At 41.9% G+C, this 20,812-nt stretch carries 23 protein-coding genes; 3 read left to right on the top strand and 20 right to left on the bottom strand.

Annotation, left to right across the window (positions count from 1 at the left end; genetic code table 11):
* Nucleotides 1-237 precede the first annotated feature (237 nt).
* Nucleotides 238-1,515, bottom strand: a complete 1,278-nt coding sequence (gene hisS, locus TZ94_RS01075) for a histidine--tRNA ligase (protein ID WP_045613374.1) — start codon at nt 1,513-1,515, stop codon at nt 238-240.
* Between the two features lie 194 nt (nt 1,516-1,709).
* Between hisS and TZ94_RS01070 the strand changes: the two genes are divergently transcribed.
* Nucleotides 1,710-2,279 carry an MptD family putative ECF transporter S component gene (locus tag TZ94_RS01070; protein WP_045613372.1) on the top strand — a complete coding sequence of 190 codons (570 nt, stop codon included), beginning with the start codon at nt 1,710-1,712 and terminating at the stop codon, nt 2,277-2,279.
* A 30-nt stretch (nt 2,280-2,309) separates the two neighbouring features.
* On the opposite strand, the gene TZ94_RS01065 is transcribed toward TZ94_RS01070, so the two are convergent.
* The 12 genes from TZ94_RS01065 to TZ94_RS01010 all read right to left on the bottom strand — a co-directional run bounded on the left by TZ94_RS01065 (nt 2,310) and on the right by TZ94_RS01010 (nt 11,698).
* A complete protein-coding gene (locus tag TZ94_RS01065; RefSeq protein WP_045613371.1) occupies nt 2,310-3,002 on the bottom strand; it encodes a methionine ABC transporter permease in 693 nt (230 codons plus the stop codon).
* A gap of 4 nt (nt 3,003-3,006) precedes the next feature.
* Complete coding sequence (locus tag TZ94_RS01060) at nt 3,007-4,065, bottom strand: methionine ABC transporter ATP-binding protein (protein WP_045613369.1); 1,059 nt, start codon at nt 4,063-4,065, stop codon at nt 3,007-3,009.
* Nucleotides 4,058-5,431: a M20 family metallopeptidase gene (locus tag TZ94_RS01055; protein ID WP_045613367.1), complete on the bottom strand. Its 1,374-nt coding sequence runs from the start codon at nt 5,429-5,431 to the stop codon at nt 4,058-4,060. The genes TZ94_RS01060 and TZ94_RS01055 overlap by 8 nt, the downstream gene beginning before the upstream one ends.
* Nucleotides 5,432-5,552: 121 nt before the next feature.
* Nucleotides 5,553-6,407 (bottom strand): MetQ/NlpA family ABC transporter substrate-binding protein, encoded by an 855-nt coding sequence (locus TZ94_RS01050; RefSeq protein WP_045613364.1) that lies wholly within the window; start codon nt 6,405-6,407, stop codon nt 5,553-5,555.
* Nucleotides 6,408-6,560: 153 nt separating this feature from the next.
* Entirely contained in the window at nt 6,561-7,412 is an 852-nt protein-coding gene (locus tag TZ94_RS01045) for an amino acid ABC transporter substrate-binding protein (protein ID WP_045613362.1), read from the bottom strand.
* A gap of 103 nt (nt 7,413-7,515) precedes the next feature.
* Entirely contained in the window at nt 7,516-7,839 is a 324-nt protein-coding gene (locus tag TZ94_RS01040) for an AzlD domain-containing protein (RefSeq protein ID WP_045613360.1), read from the bottom strand.
* Entirely contained in the window at nt 7,829-8,524 is a 696-nt protein-coding gene (locus TZ94_RS01035; protein WP_142321328.1) for an AzlC family ABC transporter permease, read from the bottom strand. The genes TZ94_RS01040 and TZ94_RS01035 overlap by 11 nt, the downstream gene beginning before the upstream one ends.
* Before the next feature lie 70 nt (nt 8,525-8,594).
* Nucleotides 8,595-9,197 carry a hypothetical protein gene (locus tag TZ94_RS01030; protein WP_045613358.1) on the bottom strand — a complete coding sequence of 201 codons (603 nt, stop codon included), beginning with the start codon at nt 9,195-9,197 and terminating at the stop codon, nt 8,595-8,597.
* Nucleotides 9,198-9,263: 66 nt separating this feature from the next.
* Entirely contained in the window at nt 9,264-10,274 is a 1,011-nt protein-coding gene (gene tsaD / locus TZ94_RS01025; RefSeq protein ID WP_045613356.1) for a tRNA (adenosine(37)-N6)-threonylcarbamoyltransferase complex transferase subunit TsaD, read from the bottom strand.
* Entirely contained in the window at nt 10,264-10,701 is a 438-nt protein-coding gene (rimI, locus tag TZ94_RS01020; RefSeq protein WP_045613353.1) for a ribosomal protein S18-alanine N-acetyltransferase, read from the bottom strand. The genes tsaD and rimI overlap by 11 nt, the downstream gene beginning before the upstream one ends.
* The gene (gene tsaB / locus TZ94_RS01015; RefSeq protein ID WP_045613351.1) at nt 10,698-11,381 is read right to left on the bottom strand and encodes a tRNA (adenosine(37)-N6)-threonylcarbamoyltransferase complex dimerization subunit type 1 TsaB; all 684 of its coding nucleotides are present in this window, start codon (nt 11,379-11,381) and stop codon (nt 10,698-10,700) included. The genes rimI and tsaB overlap by 4 nt, the downstream gene beginning before the upstream one ends.
* A 110-nt stretch (nt 11,382-11,491) precedes the next feature.
* On the bottom strand, nt 11,492-11,698 hold the full coding sequence (locus TZ94_RS01010) for a hypothetical protein (RefSeq protein WP_045613349.1): 207 nt from the start codon (nt 11,696-11,698) through the stop codon (nt 11,492-11,494).
* Nucleotides 11,699-11,970: 272 nt separating this feature from the next.
* Here TZ94_RS01010 and TZ94_RS01005 point away from each other — a divergent pair, with 272 nt between their 5' ends.
* Entirely contained in the window at nt 11,971-12,204 is a 234-nt protein-coding gene (locus TZ94_RS01005; RefSeq protein WP_016466408.1) for a DNA-dependent RNA polymerase subunit epsilon, read from the top strand.
* Nucleotide 12,205: 1 nt separating this feature from the next.
* Nucleotides 12,206-13,891: a ribonuclease J1 gene (gene rnjA, locus TZ94_RS01000; protein WP_045613348.1), complete on the top strand. Its 1,686-nt coding sequence runs from the start codon at nt 12,206-12,208 to the stop codon at nt 13,889-13,891.
* A gap of 40 nt (nt 13,892-13,931) precedes the next feature.
* On the opposite strand, the gene TZ94_RS00995 is transcribed toward rnjA, so the two are convergent.
* From TZ94_RS00995 to TZ94_RS00965, 7 genes are all read right to left on the bottom strand, one after another.
* On the bottom strand, nt 13,932-14,969 hold the full coding sequence (locus TZ94_RS00995; protein WP_045613346.1) for an aldose epimerase family protein: 1,038 nt from the start codon (nt 14,967-14,969) through the stop codon (nt 13,932-13,934).
* Nucleotides 14,970-14,979: 10 nt separating this feature from the next.
* Complete coding sequence (locus tag TZ94_RS00990; protein ID WP_045613344.1) at nt 14,980-16,146, bottom strand: SIS domain-containing protein; 1,167 nt, start codon at nt 16,144-16,146, stop codon at nt 14,980-14,982.
* Nucleotides 16,147-16,245: 99 nt separating this feature from the next.
* Nucleotides 16,246-16,650 carry a PTS sugar transporter subunit IIA gene (locus tag TZ94_RS00985; RefSeq protein WP_045613342.1) on the bottom strand — a complete coding sequence of 135 codons (405 nt, stop codon included), beginning with the start codon at nt 16,648-16,650 and terminating at the stop codon, nt 16,246-16,248.
* Between the two features lie 3 nt (nt 16,651-16,653).
* Nucleotides 16,654-17,475, bottom strand: coding sequence for a PTS system mannose/fructose/sorbose family transporter subunit IID (locus tag TZ94_RS00980; protein ID WP_045613340.1), 822 nt, complete (start codon nt 17,473-17,475; stop codon nt 16,654-16,656).
* On the bottom strand, nt 17,462-18,367 hold the full coding sequence (locus TZ94_RS00975) for a PTS mannose/fructose/sorbose/N-acetylgalactosamine transporter subunit IIC (protein ID WP_045613337.1): 906 nt from the start codon (nt 18,365-18,367) through the stop codon (nt 17,462-17,464). The genes TZ94_RS00980 and TZ94_RS00975 overlap by 14 nt, the downstream gene beginning before the upstream one ends.
* 26 nt (nt 18,368-18,393) lie before the next feature.
* Nucleotides 18,394-18,870 carry a PTS sugar transporter subunit IIB gene (locus TZ94_RS00970; RefSeq protein WP_045613335.1) on the bottom strand — a complete coding sequence of 159 codons (477 nt, stop codon included), beginning with the start codon at nt 18,868-18,870 and terminating at the stop codon, nt 18,394-18,396.
* Entirely contained in the window at nt 18,867-20,654 is a 1,788-nt protein-coding gene (locus tag TZ94_RS00965) for a glycoside hydrolase family 35 protein (RefSeq protein ID WP_045613333.1), read from the bottom strand. The genes TZ94_RS00970 and TZ94_RS00965 overlap by 4 nt, the downstream gene beginning before the upstream one ends.
* Nucleotides 20,655-20,812 lie beyond the last annotated feature (158 nt).

Below are 20,812 nucleotides of genomic sequence, written 5' to 3'. Positions count from 1 at the left end.
TTATAAGATTTGAATTATGCATAAATATCCTTAGACTCCCTGTTTTAGGGCGCAAAATATTTATTCTATACTATTCAATAATACAGTGATAGAGGGCGAAAGTCAATAAATTTTAACCGAAATTTTTATTTATCCAACTATTATTCCTCATATAAAAATTTTTTCTAAATTCTGTGTCTTTTTGGTACTTTTTATTCAAAAAAACTAGGAAATTTTCCTAGCTTTTTCTTGTTTCTTTTATACTAAATTTCCAAATACTTCTGAGAAATCTTTGCTAATAGTTTCAAGTGAAACTTGAACTTCTTCTCGGGTTTGATTGTTCTTGACTGTTACTTGTCCGCTTTCGACTTCGCTCTCTCCAAGAGTGATAAGAGTCTTAGCAGCAAAAACGTCAGCTGACTTGAACTGGGCTTTGAGTTTGCGGTTAAGGTAATCTCGTTCTACTTTGAAACCTTGCTGGCGAAGTGCTTGTACCAACTCTAGAGCCTTGATATTTGCTCCGTCACCCAAGACTGCGATATAGACATCTAGAGCATTTTCGATAGGCAGTGCCACACCTTGTTTTTCAAGGACTAGAAGAAGACGCTCCACCCCAAGTCCAAATCCAAAACCAGCAGTTTCAGGGCCACCAAAGTAGGCAACCAAGCCATCATAACGACCACCTGCACAAACTGTTAATTCATTACCTTCGATCTCTGTAATAAACTCAAAAATCGTGTGGTTATAGTAGTCCAAACCACGCACCATGTTGGTATCGATGATATAGTCTACTCCAAGATTTTTCAACATTTGACGAACAGCATCAAAGTGGGCTTGGCTTTCCTCATCAAGGAAATCCAAGATAGACGGTGCATTCTCCACTGCCACCTTGTCTTCTTTCTCCTTAGAGTCCAAGACACGGAGAGGATTTTCCTCCAAGCGACGCTGGCTATCCTTAGACAAGGTCTCCTTGAGCGGTGTCAAATAATCAATCAAGGCTTGACGGTAAGCCGCACGACTCTCAGGATTTCCGAGAGTATTAAGGTGTAATTTCACACCTTGAACACCGATTGCTTTCAAGAAGTGGGCTGCCATAGCGATCGTTTCTACATCTGTGGCTGGATTGCTAGATCCAAAGCACTCCACACCAATCTGGTGGAATTGACGCAAGCGACCTGCTTGTGGGCGCTCATAGCGGAACATTGGACCCATGTAGTAGAACTTACTTGGTTTTTGAACTTCTGGTGCGAAGAGTTTATTTTCCACATAAGAACGAACGACTGGTGCTGTTCCCTCTGGACGGAGGGTAATATGACGATCGCCCTTGTCATAAAAATCGTACATTTCCTTGGTTACGATATCAGTTGTGTCCCCAACAGAACGACTAATGACTTCGTAGTGCTCGAAAATAGGAGTACGTACTTCTGCATAGTTGTAGCGTTTGAAGATTTCACGCGCAAATCCTTCAACATACTGCCACTTGGCAGACTCAGCAGGTAAAATATCCTGCGTTCCTTTTGGTTTTTGTAATTTCATAGGGAATCCTCTTTATAACTTAATAGTCCTATTTTACCATAAATGAGGGAATTGCGACAGTATGAGGAACAAAGAAATAGCTCTATCCGGGCATACTTTTCATCACTTTTGCTAAATACCTATTCTCTACCTGCATTTACAATCTAAGTAAGGCATGGTACAATGAAAACCATCAGATATACGAAGGAGAATTTATGAAAAAGAATATCTTGACAACTCTTGTGGCTGCCCTTGTCTACTTTCTCTGTATTGGGGTGGGGGTTCTACTAGGAAGCCTTGTTGACCATACTGGAAATATGTTTTACGCCCCTGCCTTTTCTGCTCTTGTAGGCGGTAGCGTCTATATAATCCTTTTAGAAAAAGTGCCTCGCTCTGGAGCGATTACAACGATTGGACTTATGATTTCTCTCTTTTTCCTCGGGAGCAAGCATGGTGCCGGAGCCTTTCTACCAGGAATCATCTGCGGTCTTGCAGCGGATGGTATCGCCTACCTAGGCCAATACAAGGATAAGGTCAAAAATCTTCTTTCCTTCCTAGTTTTTGCTTTTGGTACTACTGGCCCTATCCTACTTATGTGGTTAACTCCTCAGGCTTATATAGCAACCCTCGTAGCTCGTGGAAAATCTCAGGACTATATCAACCGCATCATGGTCGCGCCTAACCCTGGTACTATCCTTCTCTTTGTAGCAAGCGTCCTTATCGGCGCTCTAGTCGGTGCCCTTATCGGACAAGCACTTAGTAAGAAGTTTACACATAAAAGTTAGATAATAAAAAAGAGCCAAATGGCCCTTTTTTTATTTATGACTTAATTTCTTAGTCAAGAAGTCTCCTAAGAATTGAATTGTAAAGATAATCAAGATTATGATGAGAGTCGCAAGGACTGTTACATCATGATTGAAACGGTTAAATCCATAAGCGATAGCTACGTTACCGATACCACCTGCTCCGACCGCTCCCGCCATAGCTGTTTCACCGACAAGGGAAATCAAGGTTATAGTTGTCACACGAATCAAGTCTGGTAGACCTTCTGATAGGTAAACACCCACGATATCCCAGAATGTAGCTCCACTGGCTTGAGCTGCCTCGATAACACCTCCGTCAAGCTCTGCCAAGACTACTTGCACCTGACGAGCAAAGAAGGCAAAGACTGCAAAAGATAGGGGTACAATAGCCGCATTTGGTCCGATACTTGTCCCTACGATTAGATGAGAGAAGGGTGACAAGACAGCCAAGAGAATGATGAATGGCACCGCACGAAAGATTGACGTGATCTTGTCTAAAATCCAGAAAACAACTTTATTTTCCAAGACACCACCTGGAGCTGTCAGGACAAGGAAAAGCCCTGCAACCAACCCTAGGAAACCTCCGATGATAAAGGAAAGAACCGTCATATAAAGGGTTAAGTAGATTGCTGTTCCCCAACCAGCTTGCCCAGACCAACCCATCTTATAGACATTTGGTAAGTATGCTTTAATCAATTCTGCCATCTTACTATCCTCCCTTCAATACTTTTAGTTGCACACCAGCTTGACGAATGGCATCTTGAGCACTTGCCAAGGCTTCTTTTTCCCCTGACAAGACAACCACAAGTTCACCAACAGGAGTGCCATCCAAAATTTCAATATTTCCATAAAGAATATTGGCTGTTACTTGGTAATGTTTGTACAATTCATTCAAAAGTGGCTCATCTGTAGAAGCGCCTGCATACTTGAGTTGTACCAAAATGCTATTTTCAGATAAGTGCTCTACGATTTCTTGCTTTTCAATCTTGACCATAGCTTCATCGATACCTGTCGCCGTTGAGATAAAGTCCTGGGTCAATGGTTGCTTAGGATATGAGAAGATTTCAAGAACGCTACCCTCTTCAATCAGACGACCATCCTGCATGACTGCCACACGGTTAGCAATATCTTTGACAATCTGCATCTCGTGTGTAATCAGGACAATGGTCAAACCTAGTTTACGGTTCAATTCTTGCAAGAGTGACAAGATTTGTTTCGTTGTCTTTGGATCAAGAGCTGAAGTTGACTCGTCTGAAATCAAGATTTTTGGATCATTGGCCAAGGCACGCGCAATAGCCACACGTTGTTTTTGACCTCCAGATAATTGTGAAGGATAGTTTTCGGCACGATCTGCAAGACCAACCAAATCCAATAACTTAGCTACTTTAGCCTTCTTGTCTTTCTCACTAAGGCCAGAGTGTTTGAGGGCAAAAGCTACGTTTTCCTCTGCTGTCTTCTGACTCATAAGGTTAAAGTGTTGGAAAATCATCCCGATATCTTGACGCTTACGACGTAATTGCCCGGCAGTTAAGGTTTCTTTACCATCAAAAATCACATCATCATCTACAGTGATTCGACCTGCAGATGGTTTTTGCAAAAGATTAATAACACGAACCAGGGTTGATTTCCCTGCTCCAGAATATCCTACGATTCCATAGATATCCCCTTCTTGGATGTGAATGGTCACATCCTTGACCGCTGTGATGGTTCTTTTCTTTTGGTGGAAAGTCACATCAATCTGGTCTAATTTGATAATGTCTCTACTCATAACTTCTAATCAGCTCCTCTACTAATTCAATATGGGTGTAATAATCGGCGATTCGCACATTTTCATCTCCACCGTGGTCTCGGCTATTGGCATTTCCTAGACCAAAGGCAACCATAGGTACTTCTAAGGCATCAAATACCGTATGCATGGGACCTGTACCAGCCGTTGTTGGCAAGACAGATACGCCCTGTGGATAGAATTTCTTGGCCAGCTCAATCAAATTGAGGATGGACGGCGCACTCATGTCACTTCGATAGCTCATCTCACCCAAAGTATAGTACAATTCTACCTTATCAAAACCGTTTTTGTCTAGTTGTTTCCGAATTTTCTCTAAAACATCATGTGGATCTAAGCCAGGAACCAAACGGACTTCTAGCTTAGCGCTAGCTTCTGCTGGTAGAATCGTTTTAACTCCTTGACCTTGATAGCCTGACTGAATCCCTTCGATATTGAGCGCTGGCTCAAAAAAGAAACGTTTTAGAAAGGCGGTACGTTCCTCTTGTAAAAGTGGCAATTCCAAGCCATAAATCTGGCTGATTTCCTCTGGATTGCGTTGGGCATAGGTTTCAACCAAGGCTAACTCACGTTCGTTCGGCTCCTGCACATCATCGTACAAGCCTTCTACCAAAATACGGCCGTCGGCAGCGCGAAGACTTGTCAAAGCTTGAATGAGATACCATGGAGCTGATTCGATGACTCCACCATAGCTAGAATGGATATCCACATCGGCACTCTTAACCTCGGCATCAAAGGTCACAATTCCCTTGTTTCCACCAGAGATTTCTAACTGTTCTAAGGCATTCTTTGTTCCTTGTTCCCAGACTAATAAATCTGCACCTCGGAGTTTGTCCGCATGTTTTTCTAAATATTTATCCAAATCCATAGAGGCCGATTCCTCTGCCCCTTCCATAATGAAGCTGATATTGACTGGAAGATCATCGTGATGTTGCATATATTTTCTCAGAGCGCTCAAGCGAGCAGTGATATGCCCCTTGTCATCATCAACCCCGCGCCCATACATAATGCCATCACGCACAGAGAGTGTAAAAGGATCCTCGGTCCAAACTTGATCACCATCTGCTGGTACTGTGTCATAGTGGTTGTAGAAAATGATAGTCTTGGCATTTGGTCGTGAACTTTTGAAATGTGCCATGACAAAAGGCGCTGTATAGCTCTCGTCAATCTCAACTTCTGCGCCAACACGTTTAAAAATCTCACCTAGATAACGAGCCACCTCTTTCAGGCCGACTTGTTGGGCAAAGACTGATTTTTTAGAAATCAAGGTACGCAAAACCTCAAAATAATGTTGTGCTACATGATCCTTTTCAAACTTTTCAATTTGTTCTTGCGGGCTAGAAAAAACCATTTTCTATTTACCTTTCTACTAGGGCTTGTACCTTTGAGCAAATACAAGCGGATGTTCATTTGCTTGAGGCTCTATATAAAAGCAAGAGGTGGAAAAAATCTCTCCCACCTCCCTGTGTTTATTACCAAACTGGTTGATCTAAGCCGTCTGAAGTTTCTTCGATAACTTTTTTCACTTCATCAGTGTGGTAAGCTGCGATAATTTTCTTGATTGCATCAGCTTTAGGTGATGATTCCCAATCTTTTTTCGCAACGATGATGTTGTACCATTGTTTTGAGTTTTCGTCAGCTTGCTCTTTAAAGAGTGCTTTCTTGTAGTCCAATTTTGCTTCTGTAACAAAAGTGTTGTTGACAACAGCTGCATCAACTGATGTCAATGAACGAGCTGTTTGGCTAGCGTCCAACTCAGTGATTTTCAAGTTCTTTGGATTTTCTTTGACATTTGCAACTGTAGCAAGTTCTGTTCCTGAAACATCCAATTTAATCAAACCAGCTGATTGAAGAAGGTAAAGCGCACGACTTTCGTTTGTAGCATCGTTTGGTACTGCGATTTCACCGTTATCTGGAATTTCTTCCACTTTAGTGTACTTGTTTTCTTCTCCGTTTTTACCTGAGTAAAGGCGGATTGGTGAGATATAAGTATCTGCAATCGCTACAAGATCTTTTCCGTTTTCTTTGTTCCAGTTGTTCAAGAAGTTGTAGTGTTGGAAAGCGTTCAAGTCTACTTCGCCATCAGCAGTTGCCTTGTTTGGTTGTGAGTAGTCTGTAAACTCTGTGAATTCCAATTTGATTCCGTCTTTTTCAACTAATTCTTGGATTTTATCCCAACGTGCTTCTTCTGATCCACTACGGTTAACTGTTGCGATTTTGACAACTGTTCCGTTGTCTGCTTTCTTTTCTGAATTTCCGCAAGCTGCAAGTGTAAGGCCTGCTACTGTAGCAAGGGCTGCTACGCCTAACCATTTTTTAATTTTCATGATTCTTTCTCCTTTAAAAATAATACCGTAATAGTATCTCATACTTTATTTGATTTCGCAAATTGTTTTAAGATAGGCAGACATATAGTTTAAAACTATATGTCTACAGAATGGAAAACCATCCATCTACCAGAGAATGGATGATTTACAAACTTATTTAATGTCAGCTTCTGCTGGCAGGTAAGAACCACCAAAGAACTGTTGAGATAGTTTTTCAAGGGTTCCATCTTTATATAGTTCTTGGATGCGTTTGTCCACAAATGCCTTCAACTCATCTTGACCTTTGGCAAGAAGTGGGTAAACATAAGGTTGTTGGTCGCTTGGAAGTTCGATGACTTTCAAGTTATCCAAACCTTGGTTTTTGATAACTGTCTCTACACCGATTTTATCAAAAATCTTGTAGTCAAATTGTCCATCACTCAAACGAGACATGATTTGTTGGAAGTCAGCTTTCGTGTAGTTAAGGACAGTTGGGTTATCTGCGTGTTGTTTGTTGTATTCTTCCAATTGTTTAGCTGAGGTTGTTCCTTGAACGACTTCAGTAGATTTTCCACCGATATCATCAAGAGACTTGATGCTAGTGTCGTCCTTCTTCACAACAAGAACGTTAGGGTTTTTAGCAGTTGGTGCTGCGTAAAGGTATTTTTCTGCACGTTCTTTAGTGTAGCTGATGTTGTTAACTGCCATTTGATAACGATCTGCATCAAGGCCTGCAAAGATACCTGACCATTCTGTCTTTTCAAACTTGACAGTATACTTGTCTGAGTCTTTAAAGATAGCACGAATAAGCTCAATTTCGTAACCAGTCAATTCACCATTTTCTTCATAGTTAAATGGTTTTGGGGACGCGTTAGTTGCTACGACGATTTCTTTTTTACCAGATGTTGTAGATGTTGCTTCACTAGATGTAGCATCTTTCTTTTCACCACCTGAGCAAGCTGCCAATACACCTGCGGCAACAAGCCCAAGAGCAGCAAGCGATGAATATTTAATAATTTTCTTCATAATATTTCCTCCAAAATAGAATATAGTCTAATCTTAACAGAAAAAAAGCAATTACGCTATTATATGATTTCTATCTCTGCCATAAGTTTTCTTTATAGCTGATTTAAAAGATAAAACGTAAGGTAGCAATTAAGACCACTCCAAAAAGAACCGTACCTACCAAATTGCGGTAACGGAAGGCGACAAAGGCTGTTGGAAAGACTACTATCAAGTCTAACCATTTGATTTGAGGAAAATTACCGACCTTACCTGTTGCCACACTTGATAAAATCAAGGCAAAGATAATAGATACAGGTAGAAATTTCAAAAAACGCTCAACGATAGCAGGCAAGCCCTTATACTTGACCAAGACAAAGGGAATCACTCGTGGAATCCAAGTCACTAGGCCAGAAAAAATAACGGCTAACAAAAGATACTTACTGACCATCTAAGACCACCCCCATTGTACATCCAAGCAGTGTCGCAAGTAGGACCGCTAGCGATTGAGATACCACTGTCAAGAGTATAAAGAAGGAAAGGGCGACAACTCCTAAAATGATAAAGAGGTTGCGCAAGGGAATTCTTCTTTGCATAATCTGAAACTGAGATGTAAAAATTCCAATAAACATTCCGACTAGGGCAAAGTCAAGACCGAAAATCTCAGGATTTGGCAAAAGGCCACCTAAGGCAGTTCCGACAACTGTCCCCACAAACCAAGCTAGATAGCTGTTAAGGTTGTTTCCGTGCATCCACATAGGATTGACCTTGTCCCTATGAATCAGCTCTCCCATCAAGACCCCGTATGTCTCATCCGTCAAGAGGCTAGACATTCCGATATTATGCCAGAGACTAGTATGACGGAAATAGGTCGACGCATGCAAACTCAATAAAAAGAGACGCAGATTAATCAAAAAGACCGTCATAGCAATGGCTGCCACAGGCGCTTGAACTGCTATCAAGGCTATCATAGCGAACTGGGCACTTCCAGCATAAACAAAGAGACTCATCAAGCCCATCTCTACAGGGGTTACATATGGAGCCCCGATAATCCCACAAGCAAGTCCGATGCTGACATAGCCTAAAGCGGTCGGCATCGCAGCCTGTACTCCCTCCCAAAATCCTTTTTCTTTCATAAACCTCCTCATTCTTACAAATACATCATTCTATTGTCACAAAGCGTTCAAAACAAGAACCCTAGGGCGACTACCATCGAGATTGATCGATGCGAATATTATATTGGTTGTTCTCAGGATTATCCTCATCCTCATATTTTGTAGGATAGACATCAATCCAGAGCTCTCTCTTTTGCCCTTTCAGTTTAACCTTGTAGCGATAACCGTCATCATAGAGCCCTACCGTATCAGTGGTCATGGACTGGTAATCTGGAAGAGCTTCAATTTCTGCTTTCATATCTTGGGTTATCTTATAAAGCACTTCTTTCTGTTGAGCTTTAGAAGCTACAGGGAAATAAACCGACGCCCCTTGTAAACGATGTGATTTTGAAAAAGTAAAGGTCACGCGACCACTATAACCTTTCCATTTAAAATTTTCATAGTCGTAGAAAAGGCGCCCAGTTTTAAAGAGATAGGGATCTTTTGCACGCCAAGGATTGTGATAGCCTGTTTCTGTTTCTTCTACTATCTCATTAGGTTTTCCAAACACTTTTTCAACAGATTCGACAGGCATGTTAAGTGAAATAGAGTCAAATATGATCAATTGCGTCTTTTGAAACATCTGGAAAACCATTAGAGACAGCAACAATACCACTAGAGCAAGTGCTATACTCATTATTTTTTTAAATCTCATATTTCTACTATACTAAAAAGTTCCGGCATTTGTCCAAGATAAAAGAGTTAACACTGAGCTAACTCTTTATTCCATAGTATCAAAAGCGAGGCTTGGTTTGGCATTTAGCTCCAAGCCTGCAAAGTTTTCTTTGTTCCACTCGCTAACGCTAGCATAGGCAATCATTCCTGCATTGTCTCCGCAAAGACGTAGAGGTGGAATGATAACCTTGACATCGGTGATTTCAGCCGCCAAACGTTCTCTAAGACCTTTATTAGCCGCTACACCACCAGCCACAACTAGAGTTTTAACAGGATATTTCTCCAAGGCTTTCTTGGTTTTTGCCATGAGAATATCCATAACTGCTGCTTGGAAGGAAGCGCACAAATCCTCAGTGGACAAGTTTTCTCCCTTTTGCTCAGCATTGTGGTGGAGATTGATAAAGGCAGACTTCAACCCTGAGAATGAAAACTCCAGATTATCTTCTTTAATCATGGCACGAGGGAAATCATAAATATCCTGCCCCTGATGAGCTAGCTCGTCAATCTCACGACCGGCAGGATAGGTCAAGCCCATGACACGACCGACCTTATCATAGGCCTCTCCAACCGCATCATCTCGAGTTTCACCAACGATCTTGTAATTACCAGCCTCAGACACATAGACCAACTCTGTGTGCCCACCACTGACTAAAAGGGCTAGCAAGGGAAACTCCAAAGTCTCGACACTTTGAGCTGCCATGAGGTGACCAGCCATGTGGTTAACGGGAATCAGTGGAAGTCCGTGAGCCCAAGCAAAGGCCTTGGCAGCTGACAAACCAACTAGCAAGGCTCCGACCAAGCCTGGTCCATACGTAACGGCAACAGCTGTCACGTCCTCTTCGGTAATCCCTGCTTCTGCCAGCGCCTCCTCGATACAAGCTGTGATAACTTCGACATGGTGACGACTGGCTACTTCTGGCACTACACCACCAAAGCGCTTGTGACTTTCAATTTGACTAGCAATGACGTTGGACAAGAGCTCATCGTCGTTTTTTAAGACGGCGACACTGGTCTCATCACAGGATGTCTCAAATGCTAAAATATATCTATCCTTCATCTATTTCTCTCTTCATGATAATGGCATCCTCAACTGGATCATGGTAGTAGGCCTTTCTCTCAGCGATGACCGCCATTTTTTCTTTCTTGTAAAATGCTTGTGCTCGTTGATTTGACTTTCTGACTTCGAGAAAAATCTCCTTGTCCGTCGGTAATTGAGCAAATAAGGCTGACGCAATTCCCTGTCCCTGATAAGCTTTCTTGACAGCAATTTGCAAGACTTCTGCTTCAAATAAATTTTCCTGAACAGCTAGAAATCCAATCACTTCTGCCCCATCATATGCCAGAGCATACCAGTTCTGATCTTGAGACAGGTCTGCTTGGATTTGTTTCAAAGTCCAAGGACTGACTGGATAAACATCTGCCATAACAGCATAGATGGATTGAGCCAAGTCAGGTTGCTGTTGGATTCGTTTGATTTCTATCATAGGCGTTTGATGTAAGATTCTCCAGACTCGGTGTGATTCTTGAGCCAGTTTTCCTCAGCTTCTACACGCTTGAGGTAATTTGGCACAAAGTCATGCAAGGAGTCTGCTTCCTTATCCCAAGCCCAGAGGGCTAGATTCGCTGCATTTGGCAAGGTTTCTTGGTAGCTAGCCTCTGGTAAACGCTCTTGGATTTGCTCAGCAAAGGCTCCCACTTCTCCGACAAAGGTTACCTGTTCAGCATCCTTGACTTGCTCTAAAACTTCCGCAAAAGACAAGTGGGCTTCGGGAAGGACAGGTTGGGCATTTTCATAAAACCCTGCATAAACATTGTTACGACGTGCATCCATCAAAGGAACAACCAAACCTTCCTGCTGGCTCGGCGCTAGGGCTAAAAGGCTAGACATCCCAACTAACTCGATGTTCAGAGTATGAGCCAAAGTCTTGGCAGTCGCTACTGCGATTCGCAAACCTGTGTAGCTACCTGGCCCCTCTGCCACTACGATTCGATCCAAGTCCTTTGGTGTCAAATCTAGACTGGCCATCAAAAAATCAATGGCAGGCATAAGGGTAATGCTGTGATTTTTCTTGATATTAATCGTGGTCTCGGCAAGGAGCTGCTTGTCCTCTAAAATGGCTAGAGACAGAGCCTTGCTAGATGTATCAAAGGCTAATACTTTCATAACACATTCCTATCTTTTTGTCTGTTTACTATTATACTACAAAAGCCCCCGCATGGGAATTTTCTTTGCCCTGAAACAAAATTGTCCTGCCAAGCAGACAGGACAAGCACTCAAGAATTCAAACCAAAGTAAAACACAAACCAGACCACATAGGTCACAAGAAGAAGGAAAAACGAATACAGAGTCACGAAGCCAATCTTCCAAATGAGTTTGGCTTTCCGATACTCTAGCCGAGTATACAAAACATTTCCTCCGTAAACACAGGCAACGAATACCGAAAAGGCCAGAAGACGAATGATAATAGCTAGTTGAAACATATCCTGCCCTCCTTCATAAGGAAAAATCTCTTTTCTAACTTTATTATAGCACTTGCATCTGATGTCTTCAAATACTTATACAAGGTAAAATGAAACGCATTTCAAGCTCCTTACTTTCATGTTTCCTGCTTTTACTAATTCCCCTTTTTATGTTATAATTGAGATAATTGTAACGAATCAAGGTCAATACAGGCAGAAAATGAAATGGAAACAAACAGCTTCAAGCTGGTAATTTTTTGAATACAGCTGACCTGAAAACAGAAAGGAAACACATGATTTACAAAGTTTTTTATCAAGAAACAAAAGACCGTAGCCCACGTCGTGAAACAACACGCTCACTTTACTTAGACATCGATGCTAGTTCAGAACTTGAAGGACGCATTATTGCCCGTGAACTTGTTGAAAAAAACCGCCCAGAATATAACGTAGAATACATCGAACTCTTATCTGACAAACTACTTGACTACGAAAAAGAAACTGGCGCATTCGAAGTTACGGAGTTCTAATATGGCCTATACTCTTAAACCAGAAGAAGTAGGCGTTTTTGCCATTGGTGGTCTAGGAGAAATCGGTAAAAACACATACGGAATCGAATACCAAGACGAAATCATCATCGTTGATGCAGGGATTAAATTCCCTGAGGATGATCTTCTTGGTATCGACTACGTTATCCCTGATTACTCTTATATTGTCGAAAATATCGACCGCGTCAAGGCTCTCTTGATTACCCACGGACACGAGGACCATATCGGAGGGATTCCGTTCTTGCTCAAGCAAGCAAATATCCCTATCTATGCAGGACCTCTAGCTCTTGCCTTGATCCGTGGCAAACTCGAAGAGCACGGACTTTTGCGCAACGCTACACTTCACGAAATCAACCACAATACTGAGTTGACCTTTAAAAATCTTAAGGCAACCTTCTTTAGAACAACCCACTCGATTCCAGAGCCTTTGGGTATCGTTATTCACACACCTCAAGGGAAAATCGTTTGTACGGGTGACTTCAAGTTTGACTTTACACCAGTTGGTGAACCTGCAGACTTGCACCGTATGGCAGCTTTAGGCGAGGACGGAGTGCTTTGCCTACTCTCTGACTCGACAAATGCTGAAGTGCCAACCTTTACAAACTCTGAAAAAGTCGTTGGTCAGTCTATCATGAAGATTATCGAAGGTATCGAAGGACGGATTATCTTTGCATCCTTTGCCTCAAATATATTCCGTCTCCAACAAGCAACAGAAGCTGCTGTTAAGACTGGTCGTAAAATCGCAGTCTTTGGGCGCTCTATGGAGAAGGCCATTGTCAATGGGATTGAACTTGGCTACATCAAAGCTCCTAAGGGAACCTTCATCGAGCCAAATGAAATTAAAGACTACCCAGCAAGTGAGATTCTTATCCTTTGTACGGGAAGTCAGGGTGAGCCTATGGCCGCTCTCTCACGTATCGCTAATGGAACCCACCGTCAGGTGCAACTCCAACCCGGTGATACTGTTATCTTCTCATCAAGCCCAATTCCAGGAAATACCACTAGCGTTAACAAATTGATTAACATCATTTCTGAAGCTGGGGTTGAAGTTATCCATGGTAAGATTAACAATATCCATACATCTGGACACGGTGGTCAACAAGAGCAAAAACTCATGCTCCGCCTCATCAAGCCAAAATACTTCATGCCTGTTCACGGTGAATACCGTATGCAGAAAGTCCACGCTGGACTAGCTGTAGACACTGGAGTAGAAAAGGACAACATCTTTATCATGAGCAATGGTGATGTGCTTGCTCTCACTGCAGATTCTGCTCGTATCGCAGGACATTTCAATGCTCAGGATATCTACGTCGATGGTAATCGTATCGGTGAAATCGGTGCAGCAGTCCTAAAAGATCGTCGCGATCTATCGGAAGATGGTGTTGTACTTGCTGTCGCAACCGTTGACTTCAAATCTCAGATGATTCTATCTGGGCCTGATATTCTCAGCCGTGGTTTTGTCTATATGCGTGAGTCTGGTGATTTGATTCGTCAAAGTCAACGTATCCTTTTCAATGCTATTCGTATCGCTTTGAAAAACAAAGATGCCAGCATTCAGTCTGTCAATGGCGCCATTGTCAATGCTATTCGACCATTCCTTTACGAAAACACTGAACGTGAACCAATCATCATCCCGATGATTCTCACACCAGATGAAGATGAAGAATAATAAAAAATTCTCTGAAATCGTATGATTCCAGAGAATTTTTTTATTTAACGACAATTTCGTAACGTGTTTTGCTTGTGAAGGTTTCACCTGCTTTGAGGATGACTTGATCTTTCAGATCACTATGAATAGCATCTGGTAAAGCTTGCGCCTCAAGAGCAATCCCATTATGTTGAATCATTGGTTGACCAGCGATGATGACACTCTCATCGACAAAGTTTGCTGTGTAGACTACAAAGCAAGGAGCTTCTGTTTTAAAGAGTAAGAAGCGACCTGAACCTTGGTCATAGAGGAAACCAGCATTATCATGTCCTGCAGGAAGAGCAAATGGATGATCCAAACCAGATACGAGCTGAATTTGCTCATCATCTTCTGCAAAAATATCCTTAAGCAAAGCTCCATTGTAGATATGCTTGACCACATCACGATTAGCATCTGGAGTTTTAGCGGGCACGCCGTCAGGAGCAATTGGATAAATACCCTCTGTATTCAGTTGGAAAACATGGCGGTCAACCGTTTGAGTGAAATCACCAGACAGGTTAAAGTAGCTATGGTTGGTCGGATTAACCAAAGTATCTTGGTCCGTCGTCACCTTGTAACTAACTTCGTAAGCACCATTTTCTTCCAAGTGGTAGCTAATCCAGATTTTAAGATTTCCAGGAAAACCTCCTGTACCGTCTGTTCTTTCTGTGTAAAGAGTCAAGCCATGGTCACTCATCTCAACTAGCTCAAACAAACTAGAATCCCAACCTGTAGAGCCGCTATGGTTACAGTTGCTAGCGTTGTTGACTTCGAGGTCATAGGTTTTCCCATTCAATTCGAATGTCGCACCTGCGATACGACCTGCAACTGGACCTACACTCGCTCCATGTTTAGGACTGTTACCTACATAGCTGTCAAAATCATCAAAGCCTAGGATAACATTGGCAAAATTACCAGCCTTATCAGGAGTTACATAGCGTAGAACCGTTGCACCATAGGTCATGATTTCTAGTTGGTAGCCTGCCTCCGTTTCAAAACGGTAAGCGAAGACATCCTTGCCATCAACTTTCCCAAATACACGTTCTGTGTATGCTTTCATCCTTCTCTCCTTACTGTTTAAATTCGTGAATAATGACACCTTGAACGACACGGTTAACTGTACCTGTAGGTGATGGTGTATCTGGTCTGTTACCAACTTTAAGTGAAGTCAAGAGAGCAAATAACTGACCGTAAACGATATAAGGGAAGACACGGTAAACATCATTCAAAACGCCACCACAGCCAAGTGCTACTTCCTTAACATTTTCAAGTCCAAAGGCTTGATCGCTCAAGAGAACAACGCGACGAGCAATTTTGTCACCTGCAACTTCACGAACCAAGTCTAAGTCATACTTACGAGTATAGTCTGTTGTAGTACCAAAGACCAAAACAACTGTATCTTCATTGATCAGAGATTTTGGACCATGACGGAAGCCAACTGGACTTTCATACATAGTCGCAACCTGACCAGCAGTCAATTCCAAAATTTTAAGCTGGGCTTCGTGAGCAAGTCCGAAGAATGGGCCTGCACCTAGGTAAATCACTCGGTTAAAGTCTAGGTCTACCAACTCTTTGACATCTGCTACATTATCAAGGACTTTACGAGCTAAACTAGATAGCACTTCAAAACGTTCAGCTTTAACTGCAAATTCTGTTGGATCAAATACCAAAAGTGCTGTCAACATCATTGAAGTGAAGCTTGAAGTCATAGCAAAGCCAGCATCATTAGACGCAGCTGGTTGTAGCAACAAGAGGTTGCGGTCATCACCATGCGCTTGGAGAGCCAATTTCCCTTCAGCCGCACATGTGATAGTTACTTGATAAAGTTCATCAACCAAGGCCTTGGCCAAGTCAACTGTTGCCACACTCTCAGGTGAGTTCCCGCTACGCGCGAATGATACCAAAACAGTCGCCACATCTTTTTTCAAATAAGTTTGTGGGTTTGCTACGATATCAGTTGTCGCAATAGCATTAAAATTCCATTTACGTTCATCATAAACTTCCTTGAAGTAAGGAACGAGAGTATCACCTACATAAGCAGAAGTTCCAGCACCAGTCAGGATAACCTTGATGTAGTCATGTCTGTCAGCAATTCCCTGTAAGAAAGCTGCAATTTCATCACGGCGAGCTTGATAGGATTCAAAAGCTTCCTTCCAAACATCTGGTTGTTGGTAAATTTCACGTGTGGTGATCTCTGCTCCCAACTCAAGCAAATCTTCTTTTGTATAATCTAGCATTGAAAACCTCTAATCTAATATTGTTTCTTGATTGAAAACATGGGAATGGGAGCCGCTCCCATTCCCATGTCTATTTTCTATAAGATGGTTTTTGACATCTTATTCATCTTCATCGTCATCGAAGCTAGCCAATAAATCATTAACTTTTACAATGCTTTCTGACGCACGACTCTTGTAGTCTGCATCGATGCCCGTTAGGCTTGCATTGATAAACTCAATAACCATTGGAAGGTTCATTCCTGCATAAAGATCAATGTCGCGACCTTCCATAATCAGACGGCTCACCACGTTACATGGTGTTCCACCAAGAAGATCTGCAAAGACTAGGAAATCATCCAAACCTTCAACAGCAGCTTCAAACTTTGCAGTAAATTCTTCTGGTCCATCTTCTGGAAGAAGAGCTACCGCATGAATGTTATCTTGTGGTCCCATAATCATTTCTGTGCTACCTTTAAGTTCTTCACAGAAACGACCGTGGCTCACTAAAATCAATGATTTAGTCATAAATTATGCGCCCATTCCAAGTGCAAATTTACCAAAGGCAGAAAGAGCCAAGGCAAGCACAATAATGATACCGATAGCTTTTGTAGAGTTCATACCTTTCTTACCAAGCAACCAGAAGATGAAGGCAGTGAAGATTGCTGGAAGCAAACGTGGGAAGATTGAGTTCAAGATGTCTTGGAAGTCAATCATCTTTTCACCGATTGGCAATTTGTAAGAAATATCAAAGTTGATCATTGTTGCTACAAGAGCACCCATCATGAATACACCAAGTACAGATGCAGCTTCAATCAAAGCTGTCAAAGTACTTTGCATGTTGTTGATAAGGTTAACCCCTTCTTTGTAGGCAAATTCCAACTGCTTCCAACGGAAGATGTCATAAGCTACTGCAACTGCGATCCAAAGTAAGATACCCCAAGGTTGACCAGCGATAGCCATTGTTGCAGCGATAGATCCCATGATAGCAGGAACAAGTGAACCAAAGATAGTATCTCCAAGAGGAGCGAATGGTCCCATCAAACCTGTCTTGATACCGTTAACCGCATCTTTTGAACCAACGCCATCTTTTTCTTCCATGGCAAGGTCAAAACCAGCGATGATTGTGTGGAAGAATGGTGAAGTGTTGAAGAATTGAGTATGAACTTTCATCATTTCTTTCAACTCAGGAGTTCCATCTCCGTACATTTTACGCAATTGTGGCAAGATCATGTAAAGGTAACCTGATGCTTGCATACGTTCGTAGTTCCATCCCAATTGGAAAGTGAACAAGCTACGTTTGTTAATTTGATTAAAATCTTCTTTTGTTAATTTGTAATTAGAATTCGTCATCTTCAATTTCCCCACTTTCTGATGGTGTAGAAGGTGCTGCTACAGCAACTTTCTGGCTGTTCTTGAAGTGAACAACCGCAAGGAAGATACCCACGATAGAGATACCAATCATAGACAATCCTTTGAAGTTGTTTGCAAAGCCAATTTTTTCAGCAACGTCAGCAGGAAGAGTGCCAATGATACCAGCAACTGCTCCACCAAGACCTGTTACGTATGAGTAAAGTACAGTCAGCATAGCTGTCAAACCGAATCCCATAGCAAGGTAGTGAAGGTTACGTTTAACTGGAAGGTAACGAAGCAAGATAGCGAATCCAAGACCTGGAAGCATACGACCTGCAAGAGTCAAACCGTCAGCAATCCATTGGTATTCTTTAACAAAGTTTACAACACCTTGTACGAATTCTCCACCGAAAGCAAGGGCGAAGAATACTGGAAGGGCACGAGAAAGAGCCCAAGGAACTGCACCAAGAAGGTAGTTGCGTTCGATTGCTGCATAGTCAAAGCGTTCGATCGCAGCATCAATACGGTGTGCGAAGAATGTAGTAGTCATACGACCAAGTACGTCGAAATAAGTCAAAAGTGCCGCTACTGGTACAGCGATTGTAGTGATCGCAAGATCTGTTTCGATACCTTGTGAAACTGAGAAAGCTGTCGCAAGAACCGCACCAGAAGTTGCGTCGATACGAGAAGCACCACCGAAGGTACCTACCCCAAGTACGAATAACTGCAAGCTACCACCGATAAGCAAACCAGTTGCCAAATTTCCCATGACTAAACCAGTAATGAAACCAGCGAATACAGGGGAACCTGCAGAAGAAACGATCGTCAACTCATCACAGATTTGATAGGCTGAGTACAGAGTGAGAAGTAAAATTTGCCACCATTGTATCATAACAATGACCTCCTAAAAATTTTTTCCTATTTTAATAAACTCAAAAAGTCTGAAACTGGATCATTTGGAACCATTTGAGCAGTAAGTTTTACACCTTTTTCCGCTAATTTACGGAAATCTTCTACGTCTTTATCTACAACGTTGATAGAACGTGTGATAGCACGAGTTTCTGGTGTTTGAGACATATTACCGACATTGACTGTTTCAAGCGGCACGCCTGCTTCAACCAAACCAAGGAAACGGTCTGGTTTTCTAGCAACGATTAAAACACGTTGGCTATCGTATTTGCCAGCAAGAATGTTTGCTGCAGCTTTATCAATCGGCAAGATACTAAGTTTTACACCTGGCGGTGTCGCAAGTTTCAATCCACTCTTTTCAACATCGTTATTCACAACATCGTTGTCTACAACCATGATACGTGAAACATTCAGTTTTGCAGACCATAGATTGGCTACTTGCCCGTGGATCAAACGTCCATCGATACGGCATCCTACAATTGTCATAAATTTTCCCCCTTTATTTGTTTGAATTTTGGTTTACATGTTAATTGTATGTGTTCCTTATGTTCCCCTTCTGTTTCAAAGATAATGATGCGGTTAGCACCCTCCTTGAGATAGCTGTGTGGAATATAAAGAGATAAGGTTGGGCCGACATTCCAGAAACGTCCTAGATGGTGGCCGTTGACATAGGCAATCCCTTTACCAAACTCAGATAAGTCTAAGTAGGTATCCTTCGGCACCTCGACTTCAAAGTCGTAGGCGTAAAAGGCAGGTTGCCCGTCTGTCCATCCTTTTGAGAAATCAATCTTCTCAGGATTATCAAGCGGAAGCGGATAGTGTTTCCAATTGAGCAAGAAATGCAGATCTTTACAAACACCTGTGCGAATTCCTTTTCGCTGGGTATCTGCTAAGAATTTGTGTCCATAGTTGACACGTCCCATATTTTCAATGAGTATATCAATGTTGGAGAGCGCTTTCTTTTCCCCTTGACAAAAGATATCTTCGCCGATTTCTGTCTGGTATTGAGTTGCAATCCACTTACCATCTACAAAGAGATGGGCTCTATCTCTTCCATCAATAATTCGAATGCGTTCTTCATCAGCATCCCAACTAGCTTCTGTACGATAGAGTAGGTAGCCATAACTTTGCCCAAGTTCTTCCATTTTTTTAGGATAGAGACTTTCAATCGGACTTGATAGGTCATCCAAGGTTTCAAATAGAGAAACCTTCTCGACTAGCGGAATTGATTCAACTTCCATACTTTCCTTGTAAAGTGGTTCAGATTGCGGATACTCAGGATAGTGAGTCGCCATCATCTCCTTCACTGCGAAATATTTAGCAGTTGGATTTCCAGCTTCGTCTAAAAGACCGTCATAATCATAAGAAGTTACTTGTGGTAAATCAATCGTTCCTCGAGCTGAGCAACCATTCATAAAACCAAAATTTGTTCCACCGTGGAACATGTAAAGGTTGATAGAGCCTAGCTCCAAAACCTCGCGAACTGCTTCTGCTAATTCTTCTTGATCACGCTTGATGATTGGTTCTTTCCATCGATTAAACCAGCCATCCCAGAATTCCATACACATGAGTGGCCATTTCTTGCCATACTCATCTAAGAATTCTTGCATCTGTGAGAAATTATAAGTAGCCTTGGAACCAAAGTTCCCTGTCACAAAGAGATCATCCTCAATTAAGGTTCCAGCCTTAAGAGTTGCTCGCCATGGTCCATCTGATGTGAAAAGCGGACAAGTAACTGCTCGTTCTTCCATCAAACGTCGAATTTCCCTCAAGTAGATCTTGTCTTCACCATATGAACCGTACTCATTTTCGACTTGCATCATGAGAATGTTCCCACCGTTTTCCAATAATCTCGGAACTAGACGTGGAAGCAACTGATTATAGTAGCGACCAACCATGTCAATGAAAGCCGGGTCAGATGACCGAATTCTCATCTCCTTGGTCAAGAGCCATGCAGGTAAACCACCGAATTCCCACTCTGCACAGATAAATGGAGAAGGACGTACAATTGCATATAAGCCCAAATCTTGTGCAGTTTGAAGAAATCTCTCTAAATCAAGATTACCTTCAAAGTTAAATTTTCCTTCAGCAGGTTCATGCATGTTCCAGGCGACATAAGTCTCAACTGTATTGAAACCTAAAGCCTTGAGGTTATACAATGAATGATGCCAATCTTCCGCAGGAATTCTAAAATAGTGAATGGCACCAGACAAAACCTTGAATGGTTTTCCATTCAGATAGAAATCATCTTTAATTTCAAATCTTGCCATTCTTCCTCCTCTGAAAACGAAAAAGATTGCGCTTTCATTTATTGTTATATCAACTATAAACTAATCGGGGATTAATGTCAATACTTTTTGAAATTTTCTTTAAAAATTTTCTGTCTTTTACTAAATTTTTTCTAAAAAAATATCAAAATGCCATAAAA

Origin of the sequence: Streptococcus infantis (assembly GCF_000960085.1) — a bacterium.
GTDB classification, from domain to species: domain Bacteria; phylum Bacillota; class Bacilli; order Lactobacillales; family Streptococcaceae; genus Streptococcus; species Streptococcus infantis_C.
The sequence above is the reverse complement of the archived record's forward strand: the minus strand, read 5'-3'. Positions and strand labels throughout refer to the sequence as shown.